Raw genomic sequence first — 18,278 nt, 5'->3', positions numbered from 1 at the left:
CGGCGGGGCCAGCGATCCGGCCGCGGCCGTCGACCGGGTCGCCGCCGCCACCGCGCAGGAACTGCTGGCGGCGGCCACCGAGCGGCTGGCCCGGCCGTGCACGGCCGTGGAGCGCACCGGCCGGGTCGAACGCGAGGTGGTGGCCGCCGCCGACGGCTTCGACCTCCTGGTGCTCGCCCGCGACGGCGACCGCTCCCGGCTCGGCCCGCACAGCCTCGGCCCGGCCACCCGCTTCGTCGTGGACCACGCCCCCTGCCCGGTCCTCCTGGTCTGGCCGGGCCCGCCCCCACCCACCGCGACCATCCCGCCACCTCCCGGCCACTGAGCCGGGCCCGGCCCGCAGAGTCGGCCGCACCCGGTCCACTCGGCCGTACGACCGGGCCCCCGGTCCGCCCGCTTTCCCGTCACACGGGCCGCGCACCGGCGCGTTGGGCCTCTCGGACACTTCGCGTCGGGCGGGTGCGCGGGGGTGGGTGCCCGACTGGGCGTACCGGCCGAGCGCCCTCGTACGGGGTCACCCTCGGGCGATGCAGGGTGCGGCCAGGTGAAGGCACCTCCCGGCCGAGGGCCGGGTGGGCGTCGCATGCCCGGCGGGATGCGGCAGACGGGCCGTGGCCGCCGCGTTCAGCCCGCCGGGGTGCGGCGGGCGAGGGTGGCGGTGAGCCGGGCGGCGGCGGCCAGTTGCGGGCTGTGGCGGCGCTGTGCGGCCAGGCGGGTGGCCAGGCCCCGCAATTCGTGGCCGACCAGGGCCGGTACCTCGCCCTCGACGCCCTCCAGTGCGGGTCCGAGCAGTGCTAGGGCGCTGTGCGGGTCGTGCGCGCACAGGTGGCAGTCGGCGATCCGCAAGGTGAACAGCAGGCGGGTGGCGGGGAGTTGCTGCGGGCCGAGCAGCCGCAGCGCGGTGCGGGCGGCGTCCGCCGCGCGTAGGGCGAGCCGGCGGTCGCCGAGGGTGGCGGCGGCGTCCCGCAGTGCGGCGGCGGCCGCGGACTCCACCCGTAGCTGCATCGATGCCTCCGACAGCCAGGGGACGTCCGCCTCCTCGCCCGCGCCGAGGTGGTCGAGGTGCAGCCGGGCCCGGCCGATGTGCCGTACGGTCTCGCGCAGGTCGCCGCCGAGCGCGTGCGCCCGGGCCTGGTAGACCTGTGCGATGGCGCCGGCCCAGTGCCGGTCGGGGGCCGCCCGGCCGATCTCCCGGGCGTAGCCGAGTGCGGAGGCGGCGTCGCCCTCCAGCCGGGCGAGGGTGCTCATGTCGCCGAGGGCGGCGACCTGGGTGACGGGGTCGCCGGCCAGCTCGGACCAGGTCAGCGCCCGGTCGAAGCAGGCCATCGCGGTGGCGCTGCGGCCGTGTTGGAGGCGGAGGCCGCCGGCCGCGTGGGCGTACTCCGCGGCCAGTCGGGCGAGCGGGCGGCCGGTGCGGCCCGGGGTGAGCGCCAGGTGCCGGGCGAGGGCGCGCAGGGTGTGCTCGACGGCGGCGGCGGTGCCGGGGTGGCAGCGGTCCTCGCCGGTGCGCAGGTGGACGGCGAGCAGTCCGGCGAGGGCGTGCAGGGTGTCCTCGGCCACCGCCCGCGGGCTGCCGGGCTCGGCGGCGCAGAACGCGGCGTGCAGGGCGGCGGTCTCCGCGGGCGGGGGGACGTCGCAGCCGGCGGCGCCGTGCAGCGGGCAGAGCAGGCCGTGGGCGGGCAGCCGGGCGGGCAGGGCGTCGGGGGGTGGCGGCTGCGGCGGTTCGCCGCGGGCGGTGGTGATGGCGGGCAGGGGTGCACGGACCGAGCCGGGTGGTGGTGGCGGACCGCCGAGGTCCCAGTCCTCGGCGGCTCGGCAGGCGGCGAGCAGGTCCCCGCCGGCGGCGAGCAGGGCGTCGAGCCGGTGCGCGAGGTGGAGGGTGGCCCGTCGGGTGCCGTTTTCCAGCCGGCTGATGGCGGTGTGGTCGTAGCCGACCTCGGCGCCGAGTCGGGCCTGGGTGAGCCCGGCCAGGCGGCGCCACTGCCGCAGGCGGGCGCCGAACGCCCGCCAGGGATCGGCGGACCGGCCGTCGGTGCGGTGCGGGTTCACGGGCGGCCCTCCCCCGGGGTGCTTCCGCTCGGCGGATGCTGGCCGCCGTCCGAGACGGTACTCGACGGCGGCCCTGCCGTACATGAGGTGGTCTCAACCACTGTGGCGGGACGGGCTGTTGACGTCGACTTTGACAGAACTTGCCGAAGCTTTGTCGGACATGACTAGACCATTGACCGTGGCATGACGCCATGTGAGGGTTCCGGCACCCGAATGCGGAGACCCCCGGACCAGCCCTCCGCGTTCGAGGACCCCCACCTTCGAGGAGCCTCGATGCCACACCCATCAAGCAAGGGCCGCCTGTTGACGGCCGGGACCGTCCTGGCCGTCCTGGCCGGCCTGACCGGCGCGACCGCCGGTGCGGCGGGCGCCGCCCCGGCCGGACCCGCCCCCACCCCGCCGCCGAGCGCGCTGGCCGCCGCCGTCTCGGCGGCCGACCGGGCGGCCGCGACCGGCCTGGACGCACTCGCCAAGGGCCCGGGCGAGACCTACGAACGGCACGCGGTGACGCCGTGGGTCGACGGCATGTACTCGGTGGCCTACGAACGCACCTACCGCGGCCTGCCGGTGGTCGGGGGCGACGCCGTGGTCATCGCCGACGGGCAGGGCCGGATCCGCGGCCTGCAGTCCGCGGCCACCGGGCCGGTCGGCGTGCCGACCACCGCCCGGGTGACCGCGGCCCGGGCCGAGGCCACGGCCCGCGGCCGGCTGGCGACCGTGACCGGCGTGGACCCGCAGCGCCTGGTGGTCCGGGTCAAGGACGACACCTCCAGGCTGGCCTGGGAGACCGTCCTGACCGGCCGGACCGCCACCGCCCCCAGCCGCCTGCACGTCTTCGTCGACGCCAACTCCGGTGAGGTGATCGACAGTTACGACGACGTCAAGGCCGGCACCGCCAACAGCAAGTGGAACGGCCCGGCCCCCGTCATTATCAGCACCACCGGCTCGGGCGGTTCGTACTCGCTGCGCGACCCCGCCCGGCCCGGCCTGAGCTGCGCCGACTACAGCACCGGCCAGGTGTTCTCCAAGTCCTCTGACTCCTGGGGCACCGGCAATCCCACAGCCAAGGAGACCGGCTGCGCCGACGTGATGTTCGCGGCGCAGAAGGAGTGGGACATGCTCCGCGACTGGCTGGGCCGCAACGGCCACAACGGCACCGGCGGCAGCTGGCCGGTCAAGGTCGGCCTGAGCGACGTCAACGCCTACTGGGACGGGAGTTCCGTCTCCATCGGCCACAACAACGCCAACGAGTGGATCGCCGCGATCGACGTGGTCGGCCACGAGTTCGGCCACGGCATCGACCAGTACACCCCGGGCGGCGCCAACAACGAGAACGGCCTCGGTGAGGGCACCGGTGACATCTTCGGCGCGCTCACCGAGGCGTACGCCAACGAGCCGGCCCCGTACGACAGCCCGGACTACACCGTCGGCGAGATGATCAACCTGGTCGGCAGCGGGCCGATCCGCAACATGTACAACCCCTCGCTGGTCGGCAACAACCCCAACTGCTACTCCTCCTCGATCCCGAGCACCGAGGTGCACGCCGCGGCGGGCCCCCTGAACCACTGGTTCTACCTGCTCGCCGAGGGTTCCAACCCGGGCGGCGGCAAGCCCGCCAGCCCGACCTGCAACAGCTCCACGGTCACCGGCGTGGGCGTCAAGGACGCCGGGCGGATCTTCTACGGCGGGATGCTGCTCAAGACCAGCGGCATGACCTACAAGAAGTACCGGGTCACCACCCTGACCGCCGCCAAGAGCCTGGACACCAGCTGCACCTTCTTCAACCGCACCAAGGCGGCCTGGGACGCGATCAGCATGCCCGCCCAGAGCGGTGAGCCCACCTGCACGCCCTCCGGCAGCAACGACTACTCGCTCGCCCTCTCCCCGGCCGCCGGTTCCGTCCAGCCCGGCGCCGCCACCAGCGCCACGGTGAGCACCGCGGTCACCTCCGGCACCGCCCAGACCGTCGGCCTGGCCGTGACCGGCGCCCCGGCCGGTGTCACCGCCTCGGTCAGCCCGTCCTCCGTGCAGGCCGGCTCCGCCGCGACGCTGAACGTCTCCGCCTCCGCCACCGCCGCACCGGGCAGCTACGTCCTCACCGTCACCGGCACCGGCCCCGCCACCCACACCGCGCAGTACACCCTGACGGTCGGCGGCGGCAACCCCGGCGGCGGCGCGCCCGACATCAGCGTCGCCAACGTCCAGGCCCACCTGGCCCAGCTGAACACCATCGCCTCCCAGAACGGCGGCAACCGGCGGGCCGGCAGCGCCGGGCACACCCAGTCCGTCGCCTACCTCAAGTCCAAGCTCCAGAGCGCCGGTTACACCGTCACCGAGCAGACCTGCACCTCCTGCACCTACTCCTCCAACAACCTGATCGCCGACTGGCCGGGCGGCCCGGCCGACCAGGTCACCATGTTCGGCGCCCACCTGGACAGCGTCGCCGCCGGGCCCGGCATCAACGACAACGGCTCCGGCTCGGCCGTCCTGCTGGAGAACGCGCTCACCCTGGCCCAGCAGAACCCGACCCTGACCCGGCACGTCCGGTTCGCCTGGTGGACCGGTGAGGAACAGGGCCTGCAGGGCTCCAACTCCTACGTCGGCCAGCTCACTTCGGCGCAGCGCAGCGCCGTCAAGGCGTACTACAACTTCGACATGGTCGGCTCGCCCAACGCGGGGTACTTCATCAACAACCTCACCTCGGCGGCCTCCGCGCCGATGAAGGCGTACTGGGACTCGCTGAACCTGCAGCCGGAGGAGAACGTCGAGGGCCAGGGCCGGTCCGACGACTACTCGTTCCAGCAGGCCGGCATCCCGACCTCCGGCTACGCGGCGGGCGCCAGTGCCGTCAAGTCCTCGGCCCAGGCGGCGAAGTGGGGCGGCACGGCCAACCGGGCGTACGACTCCTGCTACCACCAGTCCTGCGACACCACGGCCAACATCGGCGTCACCGTGCTGGACCGCAGCGCCGACGGCGTCGCGTACACGCTGTGGAGGACCTCGGTCGGCGGGACCGCGCCCGCCGACGACTTCTCGCTCGCGGTGAACCCGGCGACCGGGACCGCCGCGCCGGGGGCCTCGGTCTCCGCGACGGTGGCCACCATCGTCACCTCGGGGGCCGCGCAGGGCGTCGCGCTGAGCGCCTCCGGTCAGCCGGCCGGTGTCACGGTGGCCTTCAACCCGGCCTCGGTGCAGTCCGGTTCGTCCTCGGCGATGACAGTCGCGGTGGGCACCTCGACCGCGCCCGGGACCTACACCATCACCGTGACCGGCGCCGGCAGCGCCACCCACAGCACCACCTTCTCGCTGGTGGTCAGCGGCGGTGGCGGCGGCGGGACCACCTGGGCGGCGGGCACCGTGTACCAGGCCGGGGACATCGTCACCTACAACGGGGTGCGCTACCGCTGCTGGCAGGGGCACCAGGCCCAGGTCGGCTGGGAGCCGCCGAACGTTCCGGCCCTGTGGCAGGTGATCTGACGGCCGCCCGGCCGACCACCTGAGCACCCGAGCACCCGAGCACCTGAGCACCCGAGCACCTGAGGACCGCGGTCCGGTCGCGGCACGGCCTGGGGAAGGGCCGCGACCGGGCCGCCCGGCGGCGGCGGTCTCCTGGGGTCAGGAGGCCGCCGTCGTCCTCGGCCGGTCCCCGGCGGCGGGGTCTGCCGCCGGGGCCGGGGCTGCGGTCCGCGCCCGCGCCACCTCCCCGGCCAGGCGCGGCCGCAGCAGGCCACGCACCGTCGCGCCGCGCACCGCACCGCACCGCGCCACACCCGCCAGCACGTCCCGGGCGAACAGCCGCTGCGGCGGCTCCTGCAGATGGGCGACGGTGAGGAAGGCCCGCCCGACCACCGGATCCACCGCCGCTGCCCGGTGCAGCCGCGCGACGTACCGGTTGAGCGCCCGCACCCGCGGGGTGCGGCGGCCCGCGACTGCCGGGAACCGCAGGTCGCCGCCGACCGACAGGTCCCACGGGACGTCGGTGATCCGCGCGGCACGGCGGAAGAACCTGGCGGCGAGACCCTCGCCCGCGTCCTCGGCCAGGCAGTCGCGCAGCGCCGCCGCCTCGCCGGCCGCGACCGTCATACCCTGCCCGTACGAGGGGTTGAACTGGCAGAGCGCGTCGCCGGTCACCAGGTAGCCCTCCGGGAAGCGCTCCAGCCGCTCGTAGTGGCGGCGGACCGAGACCGGGATGCGCATCGCCCGCGGCGGCCCCAGCGGCTCCAGCCGCTCCAGGAGCCGGTGCAGATCGGGCACCGGAAGGCGAGCGGCGAACCGGTGGTAGCCGTCCGGGTCGACCGGCGGGCGGTCGGCGCCCATGCCGAACAGGGTGACCAGCCAGCGGTCGCCCTCGGCGCTCAGCGCCACCCCGCCGCGCGGCGCGGACGCCGAGGCGCCGACCACGTACGCGTCGGCGGGCGCGTCGCCCGGGCGGCGCCGGTACTCGCGGGAGACGTAGACCAGCCCGGAGTCCACCCGCTCCTGCGGCGCACTGCCGTAGCCCAGCGCCCGCAGCCAGGTGACCCCGCGGTTGCCGCGCCCGGTGGCGTCCACGAACAGGTCCGAACCCAGCAGCCGCGGCTCGGAGTTGACCCGCAGGACCCGGACGCCGGTGACCCGCCCGCCGGTGTGGTCCGCGACGGGTTCCAGGACCTCGCAGCGGTCGTGGAACTCCACGCCGGGCAGCGCCGCCACCCGGGACCGCAGGTACCGTTCGAGCCCGGGGCGGCTGACCAGCAGACAGGGCAGGTCCCCGGCGGCGGGCTTGAGCAGGTGGCCGTCGTTGAACCAGCGCACATCGGCCTGGGCGTCCCGGACCAGGGCGCCCTCGGCCACCAGATCCTGTGTCAGCCCGGGGAACAGCTCCTCCAGCAGCTCGAACCCCTTGGCCAGCAGCCCGTGCGCGTGGTGGCCCTGCGGCACCCCGCGCCGCGGCCCGGCGCCCGCCGGCGGCGCGTCCCGTTCGACCACCGTGACCCGCTCGTACGGGCCGGCCAGCACCCTGGCGGCCAGCAGCCCGGCGATACCCGCGCCGGCGATCACCGCGTGACCCGTTCCTGCGGTTCTGTCGTTCCCCATGGTGCCTCTCCTCGTCCCGGGGACGAGCATGCACCGGCCGGCTTGACGTTCGATTGTCGTCGGCTTGTCGGCGGTGCCGGGTACGGTCCGCCCCGGGCCGGGGTTTGCCCTCGACCAGGTCGAGGGCCCTACGGTCGGCCGTCATGACCTCCCCATCCGCCTCACGGACCCTGGCGTCGCCGACGGCCCGGTCCCGTCCGCCGCTGCCCCGCAGCTACCTGTACTGGCTGGCCGGCGCCCAGGCCTCCGTCCTCGGCGACGCCGTCCTGTCGTTCGCGCTCGGCTGGGCCGCCGCCGGGCACGGCGGACGGACGGCGGCGCTGGTCCTGACCGCCGTGACGGTGCCCCGGACCCTGCTGCTCCTGCCGGGCGGCGCCGTCGCCGACCGGTTCGGCGCCCGCCGGGTGCTGATCACCGGTGACGCGGTGCTGCTCGCGGCCACCCTCGCGCTCGCCGCCACCCTGGACCGGCCGGCCGCCGCCCCGTGGCTCCTGGTCCTGATCGCCGCCGTGACCGGGACGGTCGACGCGTTCCACCTGCCCGCCACCGGTTCGATGCCGCGCCGCCTGGTGAGCGGTGACCGGCTCCCCCGGGCGCTGGCGGTACGGCAGGCGGCCGGCCAGGCCGCCGCGCTGCTCGGCGCGCCGCTGGGCGCGGTCCTGGTCTCCGCCTCCGGGCTGCGCGGTGCGGCGCTCGCCGACGCGGCGACCTTCGCGGTGGTGCTGGCCGTGCTGGTGCGGATCCGCCCGGCCGACGCGGCCGCCGGCACCGTATCCGGCGCGGGTCCGCGCGGAGGGACCGCCGGCACGGTACGGCGAGCCCTGGCGGACCCGGTGCTCAGGCCCGCGCTGCTGCTCACCGCGGCGGCGGCCGGCGGCCTGCTGCCGGTGGTGTCGCTGCTCGGCCCGCTGCTGGCCCGTCAGCAGGGCTGGGGTGCGGCGGCCGCGGGCGCGGTCGCCGGCGGGCAGAGCCTCGGGGTGGTCGCGGTGGCCCTGCTGGTGGCCCGCCGGGGGCCGCTGCGGCGGATCGGCGTGGGCGCCGCGCTCGGCCTGGTCGCGGCGGCGCCGGGCATCGCCCTGCTCGCGGCAGCCCCGGCCGCGCCGGTGGCGGTCGGCGGCGCGGTGGTGGCCGGCACGGGGTCGGGGATGTTCGCGTGCCACCTGGGCCCGCTGGTCCTGAACGGTGCACCCGAGACCCATCTGTCCAGGATCCAGGCCCTGTTGACGCTCGTCCAGAGCCTCGCCCTGGTGCTGGCCAACGGTCTGCTCGGTCTCCTCGCCGACGGTGCGGGCGCCGCCACCGCGACCGCCGTGTGCGCGGCGGCCGTCCTCGCCGCGGGGGCGTCCGGGCTGGGCTCGGCCTCGCTGCGGGGCGCGCGGCATGGCTGAGCGCGGCGCTCGGTCACCGGCCCTGTCCGCCACGGCTGCGGGACCGGCGGCTGCGCCGGTGCCGGGTGTCCTCGTTCCACCAGCGGGCGCGCGTGGCGGCGGTGACCGTCGCGGTCGGCTGGTCGGGGTGCAGCCCGAGCGGGCGCAGCGCCGCCGCGCGGCCCCGGAGCGAGTACCAGCCGACCCAGTGGCCGTCGGGCCCGATCCCGCAGGCCAGGTGGCAAAGGACGTCCTGCGGGGCGATCGGCGACCAGTCGATGCCGCGGTCCCGCAGTCAGGCGTGCAGGGCGGCCTGGGGCGCGGGGCGGCCGGGCAGGTTCGGGTACTCGAGGATGGTGATCCACTCGTCGTCGGCCTGGGTGCTCATGGTGGTCATCCTGCCCGACCGCCTGGCCTCGCGCCGGGGGATTTCCCGTCCGTCCGCGGCGGCCGTCAGCACTACGGCCGTCACCACTGCGGGCGCCCCGCCCGGCCGGCCTCCGCCTCCGCGATCAGCCAGGCCGCGTTGATCAGGCCGATGTGGCTGAAGGCCTGCGGGAAGTTGCCCAGCACCTCGCCGGTGTCCGGGTCGATCTCCTCGGCGAGCAGGCCGACGTCGTTGACCGCGCCGGCCGCCCGCTCGAAGTAGCCCCGGGCGGCCTCGGTGTCGCCCGCCAGGGCCAGGGCCTGCGCCAGCCAGAAGGTGCACAGCAGGAAGGTGCCTTCGTCGCCGGGGAGGCCGTCGTCGGTGGTGAGGTAGCGGAAGACCAGGCCGGCCGGGCTGGTGAGCCGCTCGCGGACGGCGTCGATGGTGGCCCGCATCCGGGGCGATCCCGCGGGGGTGAAGCCGACCACCGGCATCACCAGCACCGAGGCGTCGAGCTGGTCCGAGCCGAAGGCCTGGGTGTAGGCGCCCACCCGCTCGTTCCAGCCCTGCTCCTCGATGGCGGCCCGGATCTCCGCCCGGGCGGTGGCCCAGGCCGGGATCCGGTCGGTCGCCTCCAGGTCCGGCGCCAGGTCGATCGCCCGGTCCAGGGCCACCCAGCACATCAGCTTGGAGTAGACGAAGTGCTGCGGGCCGCTGCGCACCTCCCAGATGCCCTGGTCGGGTTCGGCCCACCGGTCGGCGGCCGCGTCGGCCAGGCCGGCGAGGAACTGCTTGGTGGGCCGGTCCAGACCGCCGAGCTGGTCGCGGAGCCGGTGTGCGGCGCCCAGCAGTTCGCCGTAGACGTCGAGTTGGCGCTGCTGCCAGGCGGCGTTGCCGACCCGTACCGGGCGGCTGCCCCGCCAGCCGGAGAGGTGGTCCAGTTCGCGTTCGGTCAGCTCGCGTTCGCCGCGGATGCCGAACATGATCTGCAGGTCGTGGCCGTGCCCGGGGGCGTTGGCGGCGGCCTGCGCCATCCATGCGAAGAACGACTGCGCCTCGTCCGGGCAGGCCGCCACCCAGAGCGCGTCCAGGGTGAACGAGGCGTCCCGTACCCAGGTGAAGCGGTAGTCCCAGTTGCGGACGCCGCCGACCGCCTCCGGCAGCGAGGTGGTCGGGGCCGCGACGATCGCGCCGGTCGGCTGGAAGGTGAGGGCCTGCAGCACCCGCCCGCTGTGGTGGACCAGGTCCCGCCAGGGCCCCTGGTACGCCTGGTGCAGGTCGGACCAGGAGCGCCAGGCGGTGACGGTGTCGTCCAGGCGCGCCGCGATCCCGTCCTGCGACCACAGCTGCGGTTCGCCGCCGGCGTGGGCGTGCTGGAGGGCGAAGGCCGCCCGCTGGCCGCCGCGCAGCAGCAGCCGGCTGCGGGCACCGTCGGTGATCTCGAACGGTACCGGCGAGGAGAGCCCCAGCGTGTCCGGGCCGCCGTGGCAGCGCAGCCCGCCGTCGACCGGGATCAGCAGCGGCCGGATCCGGCCGTACTCGGGTCTCGGGGCGAACTCCACGGCCACCTCGACCGTGCCCTCGGTGCACTCCGCCACCCTGAGCAGCAGGTGGGGGGCGTCCTTGCCGAGGTCGTGCCCGCGCCGGTCGAGGCCGAGGGCGAGCGCGTCGGTGAGCACCAGGGTGCCGGTGGGCGTACGGAACTCGGTGCGCAGCGCCATCGTGCGGTCCAGGTACCGCCTGGTGGTGGCGGCGTCGCCGACCGGGCGGATCGACCAGTGGCCGGCCTGCGGGTCGAGCAGGCGGCCGAGCACCGACCGGTCGTCGAAGGAGGGCAGGCACAGCCAGTCGACCGAGCCGCCGGAACTGACCAGCGCGGCGGTCCGGCAGTCGGACAGCAGCGCGTAGTCCGAGATCGGTAAGTCGCTCACACCGGGCACCTCCGCCCAGACCGCGGGCCCCTCTCGATTGTGCGCCGGCCGCCTCGGCTCCGCAGGCCCTTTTCTGTGGCGACCCCTTGACTGCGGGCACCACGACTGCGAGCGTTTGCTCGAAATTGCTCGAAGCAACCCCACAATGAGCAGTTCGAGTCATCTCCTCCCGCATCGGAGCACCCCATGAGATGGAACCAACGGCTGGCCGGGCTCGGGTCCGCGGCCGTCATCGCCGCCGCCGCCCTCGCCGCCACGGCACCCACCGCGGCCGTCGCGGACACCGTCGCCGCGAACACCGACACCCCGATCGGCGACCGGCCGATGATGGGCTTCAACAACTGGGCGCGCTTCACCTGCGCCGCACAGGCCCGCCTCGACGGCACCCGCGACGGCTACTCCTTCCAGCAGTTCATGCAGGACCAGGCCAAGGCGATGAAGGACACCGGCCTGGTCGCGGCGGGTTACACCAACCTCACGGTCGACGACTGCTGGATGCAGCGCACCGGCGCCGGGTACCTGCACGGCGCCGCCGCCTGGGGCGGCAGCGGCCAGCCCGGCTTCGACTGGGAGCTGACCGACTACGCCGCCTACGTCCACGCCCAGGGCATGCAGGTCGGCCTCTACAGCACCTCCGGCGTCAACACCTGCCAGGGCGTGCCGGGCGGGGTGATGGGCCACGAGCAGGCCGACGCCACCTCGCTCGCGTACTGGGGTGCGGACTCGCTCAAGCTGGACAACTGCGGCACCGACTGGACCAACCGCCGGTCGGAGTTCACCACCACGGCGGGCGCCCTGAAAGCGGCGACCGCCTCCGACCCGCGCAAGATCCTGTTCAACGAGTCCGCGCCGGCCGGTGCGAGCCCCGCCTCCGCCACCAAGTACCAGGCGATGGACTGGGTCCGCACCCTCGGCCAGATGTGGCGGGTCAGCCCCGACATCAACGTCTGGCACAACACCACCCCGGTCGCCTCCGCTTGGGACTCCCCGCACGGCGCCGACTGGTACGAGGGCGGGGTGCTGCAGAACTTCGCCGACACCGTCGCACTGGCCCGCTACAACGGCTCCGGCAACCACAACGACGCCGACATGCTGCTGATCGGCGACAACAACCAGCTCACCCTGGCCGAGCAGCGCAGCCAGTTCGCCCTGTGGTCGGCGATGGGCTCGCCCCTGATGGTGAGCACCGACGTCCGGCGGATGGCCGCCGACCCGGCCGGCTACGCGCCCCAGCTGAACATCCTCAAGAACGCCGACATCATCGCCGTCGACCAGGACACCACCGCCGGCGGCTACCTCGCCTCCCGCCAGGGCGCCACCAACTCCTCCGGCGTCGACGTGGTCGTCAAGCCGCTCGCCGACGGCTCGCGCGCGGTCGTCGTCCTCAACAAGAACGCCTCGGCCACCAGTTACACCCTGGACCTCGCCCGGGTGGGCTTCGGCAACCTCGGCTGCACCCGCACGGCCAAGGACCTGTGGAGCCACACCACCGCCGCGGTGACCGGATCGATCACCACCACCATCGGCGCCCACGACAATGCGATGTACACCATCACCCCCGGCGGCTGCGGCGGCACCGTGCCGGTCGGCCAGATCCAGGCCGCCCAGTCCGGGTTCCAGGCCTTCGCCTTCTGCCTGGACGCCTACGGCGGCGCCACCGCCGGCGCGACCGTCGGCCTCTACACCTGCACCGGCAACGGCAACCAGCAGTGGCAGCGCCGCTCCGACGGCCTGATCTCCTCGCTGGCCGCTCCGGGTCTGTGCGTCTCCGGTGAGAGCACCGGCCTCAAGCTGCGCACCTGCAGCGGCACCGACCCCAAGCAGACCTGGACCTACACCCGGGCCGGTCAGCTCAGGGCGGACGGCAGGTGCGCCGACATCGCGGGCGGGTCGCTCACCGACATGAACGCCACGGTCGCCACCTACGCCTGCGGCAGCTACCAGCCGAACCAGACCTGGAGCGCGCCCTTCGCCACCCCGCCGGCGCCGTAGGACCTGCCGCCGGGGCCACGCGCCCGGTACTCCGGCCCGGCGGGCCGCGGTACCGGGCGTCGCGCCTGCCCGGGGCCGGTCAGCTCCGGGCGGCGGACGGCTGGGGCGCCCGGGCGGTGCGGCGGTGGGCGGGGAGTTCGACGACCCGGGTACCGGCCGCCACGAGGAAGCCCGCGACCGCGTCGGCCGTGCCCTGGTCCAGGGAGAACACCCAACGCCCCGGCACCAGGACGGTGTCGACGGCTTCGAGCGAGGCCAGCGCCAGCAGCACCCGCAGCTGCGGCTGGACACTCCGGCAGGAGACCCCGTTGTCGAGGAAGAGCCGGGGGGTGTCGAGGCCGAGCAGCCCGGCGTGCTCCTCCAGGGCGCGGACGTGCGGTGCCATCCGCCAGCTGTCGTACGGGTAGCACCGCAGGTAGGCGGCGGTGCGCAGGGCACGGGTGGCGGTCATGGTCGCTCCTCGTCGAGCGGGCCCGACCGGCCGTGACGTCCGGTGGGCGGCTCTGCTGCGAAGGGTGGGAGGGCAGGGCGGGGCCGGGCGGGCCCCGCGGCGGTGGGCGACCTGGGCCGGACGGGGTGACCGCGGTTCGGACCGGGAGGCGGATCGGGTGGTCGTCCCATCGTGGCCCGGACCCCCGAGCATGTCTAGACCAATAGCGCCCGGACCCGGTCACCGCGGGTGACCGGGTCCGGGTCGCCGCGGACCGTCAGCCGACCGTCCAGCGCTGCAGCGCCGAGCCGGTGTCGGCCTGCTGGGTCACCGCGGCGCCGTCGGCGGCGGACGCGGTGGTGAGCAGCAGTCCGCTGCGCTGGGAGGCGATCCTGTAGCCGCCGGTGGCGGCGGTGACCAGCCAGCGCTGGTTGGTGCCCCCGGTGCAGGTCCACTGGATCACCTGGCCGCCGGCGGCGGTGGAGCCGCCGCTGACGTCCATGCACAGGCCGGAGAGGCCGTTGGTGATCTGGTAGCTGCCGTCGGACTGCGCGGTGAAGACCCAGTTCTGGTTGGTTCCCCCGTTGGGGGTCCAGGTGATGAGCTGGGTGCCGGCAGTGGTCGAGTGGTCGGGGTCGTCGAGCGCCTTGCCGGAGGCCGTCAGGGTGTGGGTGCCGCTGAGCGCCGGGTTGACGGCCCAGGTGAAGGTCGTCGTGCCGGTGGAGGTGCCCGAGGAGGCGGTGACCGTGACGGTGGAGCTGCCCACGGTGGTGGGGGTGCCGGAGATCAGGCCGGCGGCGCTGATCGTCAGGCCGGCGGGAAGGCCGGTGGCGGAGTACGTGAGCGGCTTGCCCGCCGAGTCGTCGGCGCCGATCTGGAGCGAGGCCGCGACACCGACCTTGCCGGACCGGTTGCCGGGGTTGGTGACCGTGACGGTCTCCGGGGACGCGCCGACGGGGGTCAGGGTGAGGGTCTGCTCGGCGGCGGTGCGCGCGCCGCCGACGGCGTTGCCGGTGGTGTTGGTCCAGCTGCGGGCGGGGGTGGTCTCGGCGAGCCGGGCGGAGTCCGCGGACAGGCCGATCACCAGGCCGCTGTAGCGGTTGACCAGCCGGTGGCCGCCCCCGCCGGGGATCACGAACCACTGCTGGCCGACGCTCGGGCCGCCCGTCCCGGCGGCGGTGACGGTGGGCTTGGCGCCCCAGGCGCGGCCCGCGGTGGTGGTGGGGTCGACGCCGAGCAGCCGGCCGGTGGCGGAGTTGACGATCCGGTAGGAGCCGTCGCCGTTGGCGGCGAACACCCAGGACTCCAGGGCAGATCCGGTGGCGGCCGGCACCGAGGTGGTGGCGGAGCCGCCGGTGACCTGGGCGAGGACGCGGCCGCCGCCGCCGGAGATCCGGTAGGCCTTGGTCGGGTCGACCGGCGGCGCGGCCGGGGCGGCGGAGGTGACGGTGAGGTCGACGTACTCGCCGGAGGCGCCGTTCGAGCAGCCGAACGAGCAGTAGGAGCGGAAGGACTTGCCGACGACGGCGGAGCTGGTCCGGTTGGCGCTGTCGAGGAACCAGCGGTACCAGGACGCGGTGTGGTAGCCGCCGGTGTCGCCGATCGGGTACCACTTCTGGGTGGTGAGGTCGTCGGTGGCGTAGAGGTGCTGGGGTTCGGTCCCGCTCTGGTTCACGGCCTGGGGTTCGCCGATGTACAGCCCCAGGTAGGCGTTGTAGGTGATGTCCATGACGAACAGCGGCGAGGTCGCGGGCATCGTGCCCGCCGCGATCTGCTGGGCGGCGGTACCGGTGTTGGCCGGGTCGTACTCGCCGGAGACCGGCGTGTAGCCGGTGGTGCTGCCGGCGTCGACCGGCACCATGTTGCTCTCCAGGCCGCCCACGCCCGGCTGGTTCCAGGCGCCGTCGTACCACTTCTGCCAGGAGCCGGGCGCCATCTTCGCGGACATCGGCGCGCGGGCCACGTGCTCGTAGAAGGCCTTCCAGCCACCGCTCTTGTCGACGATCCGCGAGCCGTAGTAGACGTAGAAGTACCCGGACGCGGTGTCCGCGTACAGCCGCTGGTCGCCGTCGCCGTAGGAGTACGTCTGGTTCGGGAACGCGGCGGTGTCACCGCGCTTGGTGCTGTAGGGCGACGTGATGACGTGGTTCCTGATGGTCCAGGTCCGGCCCTGGTCGGTGGAGACGGCGTAGTCGATCGCGTCGAAGTGCAGCCCGTCCCCGAAGGGTTGCGGGGTGAACTCGTTGTGCACCAGCCCGTACCAGTCGCCGGTGTCCGGGTCGACCCAGACCCCGGCGAGGTCGCAGAAGTTCCGCTGGGAGTAGCCGGATCCGGCCGGGGCGGCGGTCGCCTCCAGGCCGGTGGGGCTGTTGTTGCACCGCCAGGTGGTGTCGTTGTTCCTGTCCGCGGGGTTGGCGGGGTTCACCGCGTTGCTGATCGCACTCGACCGGGTGGCGCTGTCGAAGTCCGTCCCCGTGAAGAAGTCCCAGTACCGGGGCTCGGTCGAGCCGTACAGGGCGGCGGACTGCTGGAAGTAGAACGTCCCGTCCTTGTCGAGGTACGGGGTCGCCTGGGTGTCGGTCGGGTGCGCGTACGCGACCGGCGACCCGACGGTGACGGTGTATCCGGTGGTGGGCGGCGTCGCGGACGCCGGCGCGGCCACCGGGCCGGCCAGGGTCAGGACGGCCGCCGCGAACGCTGCGGCGAACGCTCTACGCGGAGGAGAGGACACGGGGACTCCTTCTGGGGCAACGCGCCGTGGTGGGGGTCGGCGTGGGCGAGGGAGGGGGGCGTTCGCGCACGCCGTGGGGCTTGGTGTTTCAAGCTGCTCGGTTTTGTGTGAACGTGAGCAACTTTGAGCACACGTTGGCAGCAGTAACCGGCGGAGTCAAGACATCGTTCGCCCCGGGTTCGCCCGGCCGCACCCGGGGACAGCACGACAGGGGCGCCGAGGGCGACCCCGGCGCCCCTGGTCGGGTGGCGCGTTCCGCAGGACCGGCGGTCAGCCCGGCCGGTGCGCGGCGAACTGGTCGAGCAGCCCCCGGGGGGCGTCCGCGGCGAAGATGACGTCGAGGCTCGCGGCCGACTCGGCGGCGGCCTCGCTGCGCGGGAAGAGCAGGTGCTCGTACGCGACGAGGGCCGCCTCGGGGTCGCCCGGGTGAGCGGCGAGGGCCCGCCCGAGTTCGGCGCCGTCGAGCATGGCGAGGTTGGCGCCCTCCCCGGCGAACGGCGACATCAGGTGCGCGGCGTCACCGAGCAGGGTCACCCCGGGCACCCGCTCCCAGCGGTGGCCGACCGGCAGGGCGTGGATCGGGCGCGGCACCAGCGGCCCGTCCGCGTCGGCGACCAGCGCCCGCAGGCTCGGGTGCCAGCCGGTGAAGTGCTCCAGCACGGCCGCCTTGGCGGCGACGGGGTCGGTGAAGTCCGTGCCGCCCGCCCAGGACTCGGCGATCCGCAGCGCGGCGTAGACGTGCAGGCTGCGGTCGGGCTCGCGGTGGGCGAGGAAGCCCCTGCCCGCACCGAGCGCGAACAGCATGCCCCCGCCGACCACGGCCGCACCGGCGGGGTGCCGGAGGTCCGCGTCCAGCAGGTCGGACTCCACGAAGGAGACGCCGCTGTACTGCGGGACGGCGTCGGACAGCAGCGGGCGGATCCGCGACCACGCACCGTCCGCGCCGACCAGCAGGCCGGTGGTGAACACGCCTCCGTCGGCGAGGGTCACCTCGTGGCGGCCGCCGCCCAGCGGGCGCGCCCCGGTGACCTTCGCCCCCCAGCGGACGGTGCCCGCGGGCAGCGCCCCGAGCAGCAGGTCACGCAGCCGGCCGCGGTCCACCTCGGGGCGGCCGCCGGAGCCGTCGTCGGACTCCTCCATCCGGACCACGGCGTGCCGGTCGAGGATCCGCATGGCCTGGCCACCCGGGTGGATCAGGGCGCGGAACTCCTCGTACAGTCCGGCGGCGCGCAGCGCGGCCTGGCCGGACTCCTCGTGGATGTCGAGCATGCCACCCTGCGTGCGGGCGCCGGGCGAGGCGTCGAGGTCGAAGACGGCGGCCTCGATGCCGTGGACGTGCAGGACCCGGGCGAGGGTGAGTCCGCCGAGGCCCGCGCCGATGACGGCGATCGGGTGGTGCACGGTCATGGGGTACCTCTTCCGTTGGTTTCCGGTCGGCGGGTGGCCGCTCAGGCCTGCGGCGGCCTGGGGGTGTCCAGTGCGCCGTTGATCAGGACGTGGAAGCCCCAGCGCAGCCGGTCCTCGGGGGCACCGGAGAGCAGGTCGGCGCCGAGGCCGGCGAGGTGCGGGTGCCGGGTGCGGGAGGCGCCGAGGAGCGCGGCGGACAGGGCGTCCCAGGAGCGCCGGTCGGCCTCGGCCTCGGCCGCGCCGTCCCGGTCGGCGTGTTCGGCCGCGGTCGCGGTGGCGTGCTGGAGCAGCAGGTCGAGCGCCCAGGCGGCGCGGTCCGCCGGGACCCCGCCCTCGTCCAGCAGGGCGAGCAGCACCTCCATCAGGTCCAGGTGGTGCACCCCGGACGGGCGCGCCACCAGCGCGGACTTGGCGAGGCCGGGCTGCTCGAACAGCACGGTGGTGTACGAGACCAGGACCCGGACCAGACGCTCGCGCCAGTCCCCGGCGCCCTCGGCGGCGCCCAGGTCGACCGTGCCGACCAGTTCGTCGAGGATCGCCGCGTGCAGCTCGGCGGTGTTGCGGACGTACACGTAGAGCGAGGCGGGGCCGGTGTCGAGCTCCTGCGCGAGGCGGCGCATGGTGACCTTCTGGAGCCCTTCGGCCCGGGTCAGGCGGACCGCGGTCGAGATGATCCCGTCCTGGGTGAGGGCGGGCTTGGCGGGCCGCTCGCGGCGACTCGGCCGTCCTGAGGGGTGCGCTGTCATGGCTCCACGATAACGAACATGTTCGTTACGAACAAGTTCGTCGCAGGGTGCGGGAGTCCTCGGCGCCGATCAGGCCGGGAGGACAGGGAGGGCCGTGAGGGCCGGCGCATGGCGAGGGCGGAGCCGGGCGCGGTGCGCCCCCCCCCCGGCGGGCGCGCCCCGGGCGGCCCCCGCCCGCCCGG

At 74.8% G+C, this 18,278-nt stretch carries 11 protein-coding genes; 4 read left to right on the top strand and 7 right to left on the bottom strand.

Annotation, left to right across the window (positions count from 1 at the left end; all coding sequences use genetic code 11):
- Positions 1 to 325: universal stress protein (locus AB0D08_RS36095; protein WP_359894536.1), on the top strand; the 325-nt coding region annotated here is incomplete at its 5' end.
- A gap of 299 nt (positions 326 to 624) precedes the next feature.
- Here AB0D08_RS36095 and AB0D08_RS36090 read toward each other — a convergent pair.
- Positions 625 to 2,049, bottom strand: coding sequence for a helix-turn-helix transcriptional regulator (locus AB0D08_RS36090; protein ID WP_051813747.1), 1,425 nt, complete (start codon positions 2,047 to 2,049; stop codon positions 625 to 627).
- 273 nt (positions 2,050 to 2,322) lie between these two features.
- On the opposite strand from AB0D08_RS36090, the gene AB0D08_RS36085 reads away from it, so the two are divergent.
- A complete protein-coding gene (locus AB0D08_RS36085; protein ID WP_359894534.1) occupies positions 2,323 to 5,526 on the top strand; it encodes a M28 family peptidase in 3,204 nt (1,067 codons plus the stop codon).
- 138 nt (positions 5,527 to 5,664) lie between these two features.
- Here AB0D08_RS36085 and AB0D08_RS36080 read toward each other — a convergent pair whose 3' ends face one another.
- Positions 5,665 to 7,125, bottom strand: coding sequence for an FAD-dependent monooxygenase (locus AB0D08_RS36080; protein WP_359894533.1), 1,461 nt, complete (start codon positions 7,123 to 7,125; stop codon positions 5,665 to 5,667).
- Between the two features lie 143 nt (positions 7,126 to 7,268).
- Between AB0D08_RS36080 and AB0D08_RS36075 the strand changes: the two genes are divergently transcribed.
- Positions 7,269 to 8,513 carry an MFS transporter gene (locus tag AB0D08_RS36075; RefSeq protein WP_359894531.1) on the top strand — a complete coding sequence of 415 codons (1,245 nt, stop codon included), beginning with the start codon at positions 7,269 to 7,271 and terminating at the stop codon, positions 8,511 to 8,513.
- 447 nt (positions 8,514 to 8,960) lie between these two features.
- Here AB0D08_RS36075 and AB0D08_RS36070 read toward each other — a convergent pair whose 3' ends face one another.
- Positions 8,961 to 10,790 (bottom strand): glycoside hydrolase family 15 protein, encoded by a 1,830-nt coding sequence (locus AB0D08_RS36070; protein WP_033819954.1) that lies wholly within the window; start codon positions 10,788 to 10,790, stop codon positions 8,961 to 8,963.
- 186 nt (positions 10,791 to 10,976) lie between these two features.
- Between AB0D08_RS36070 and AB0D08_RS36065 the strand changes: the two genes are divergently transcribed.
- Positions 10,977 to 12,782: a ricin-type beta-trefoil lectin domain protein gene (locus AB0D08_RS36065; protein WP_359894529.1), complete on the top strand. Its 1,806-nt coding sequence runs from the start codon at positions 10,977 to 10,979 to the stop codon at positions 12,780 to 12,782.
- A 79-nt stretch (positions 12,783 to 12,861) separates the two neighbouring features.
- Here the strand turns inward: AB0D08_RS36065 and AB0D08_RS36060 are convergent, their stop codons facing one another.
- From AB0D08_RS36060 to AB0D08_RS36045, 4 genes are all read right to left on the bottom strand, one after another.
- Positions 12,862 to 13,233 carry a hypothetical protein gene (locus tag AB0D08_RS36060; protein WP_033819952.1) on the bottom strand — a complete coding sequence of 124 codons (372 nt, stop codon included), beginning with the start codon at positions 13,231 to 13,233 and terminating at the stop codon, positions 12,862 to 12,864.
- A 256-nt stretch (positions 13,234 to 13,489) separates the two neighbouring features.
- Complete coding sequence (locus AB0D08_RS36055) at positions 13,490 to 15,874, bottom strand: RICIN domain-containing protein (protein ID WP_359894538.1); 2,385 nt, start codon at positions 15,872 to 15,874, stop codon at positions 13,490 to 13,492.
- 339 nt (positions 15,875 to 16,213) lie between these two features.
- Positions 16,214 to 17,350: an NAD(P)/FAD-dependent oxidoreductase gene (locus AB0D08_RS36050; protein ID WP_359894527.1), complete on the bottom strand. Its 1,137-nt coding sequence runs from the start codon at positions 17,348 to 17,350 to the stop codon at positions 16,214 to 16,216.
- Positions 17,351 to 17,391: 41 nt separating this feature from the next.
- Positions 17,392 to 18,096 (bottom strand): TetR/AcrR family transcriptional regulator, encoded by a 705-nt coding sequence (locus AB0D08_RS36045; RefSeq protein WP_359894525.1) that lies wholly within the window; start codon positions 18,094 to 18,096, stop codon positions 17,392 to 17,394.
- Positions 18,097 to 18,278 lie beyond the last annotated feature (182 nt).

Source organism: Kitasatospora sp. NPDC048540 (assembly GCF_040651175.1).
Taxonomy (GTDB): domain Bacteria; phylum Actinomycetota; class Actinomycetes; order Streptomycetales; family Streptomycetaceae; genus Kitasatospora.
Note: the sequence above shows the minus strand (reverse complement) of the source record. Positions and strands in the feature narration are given on the sequence as shown.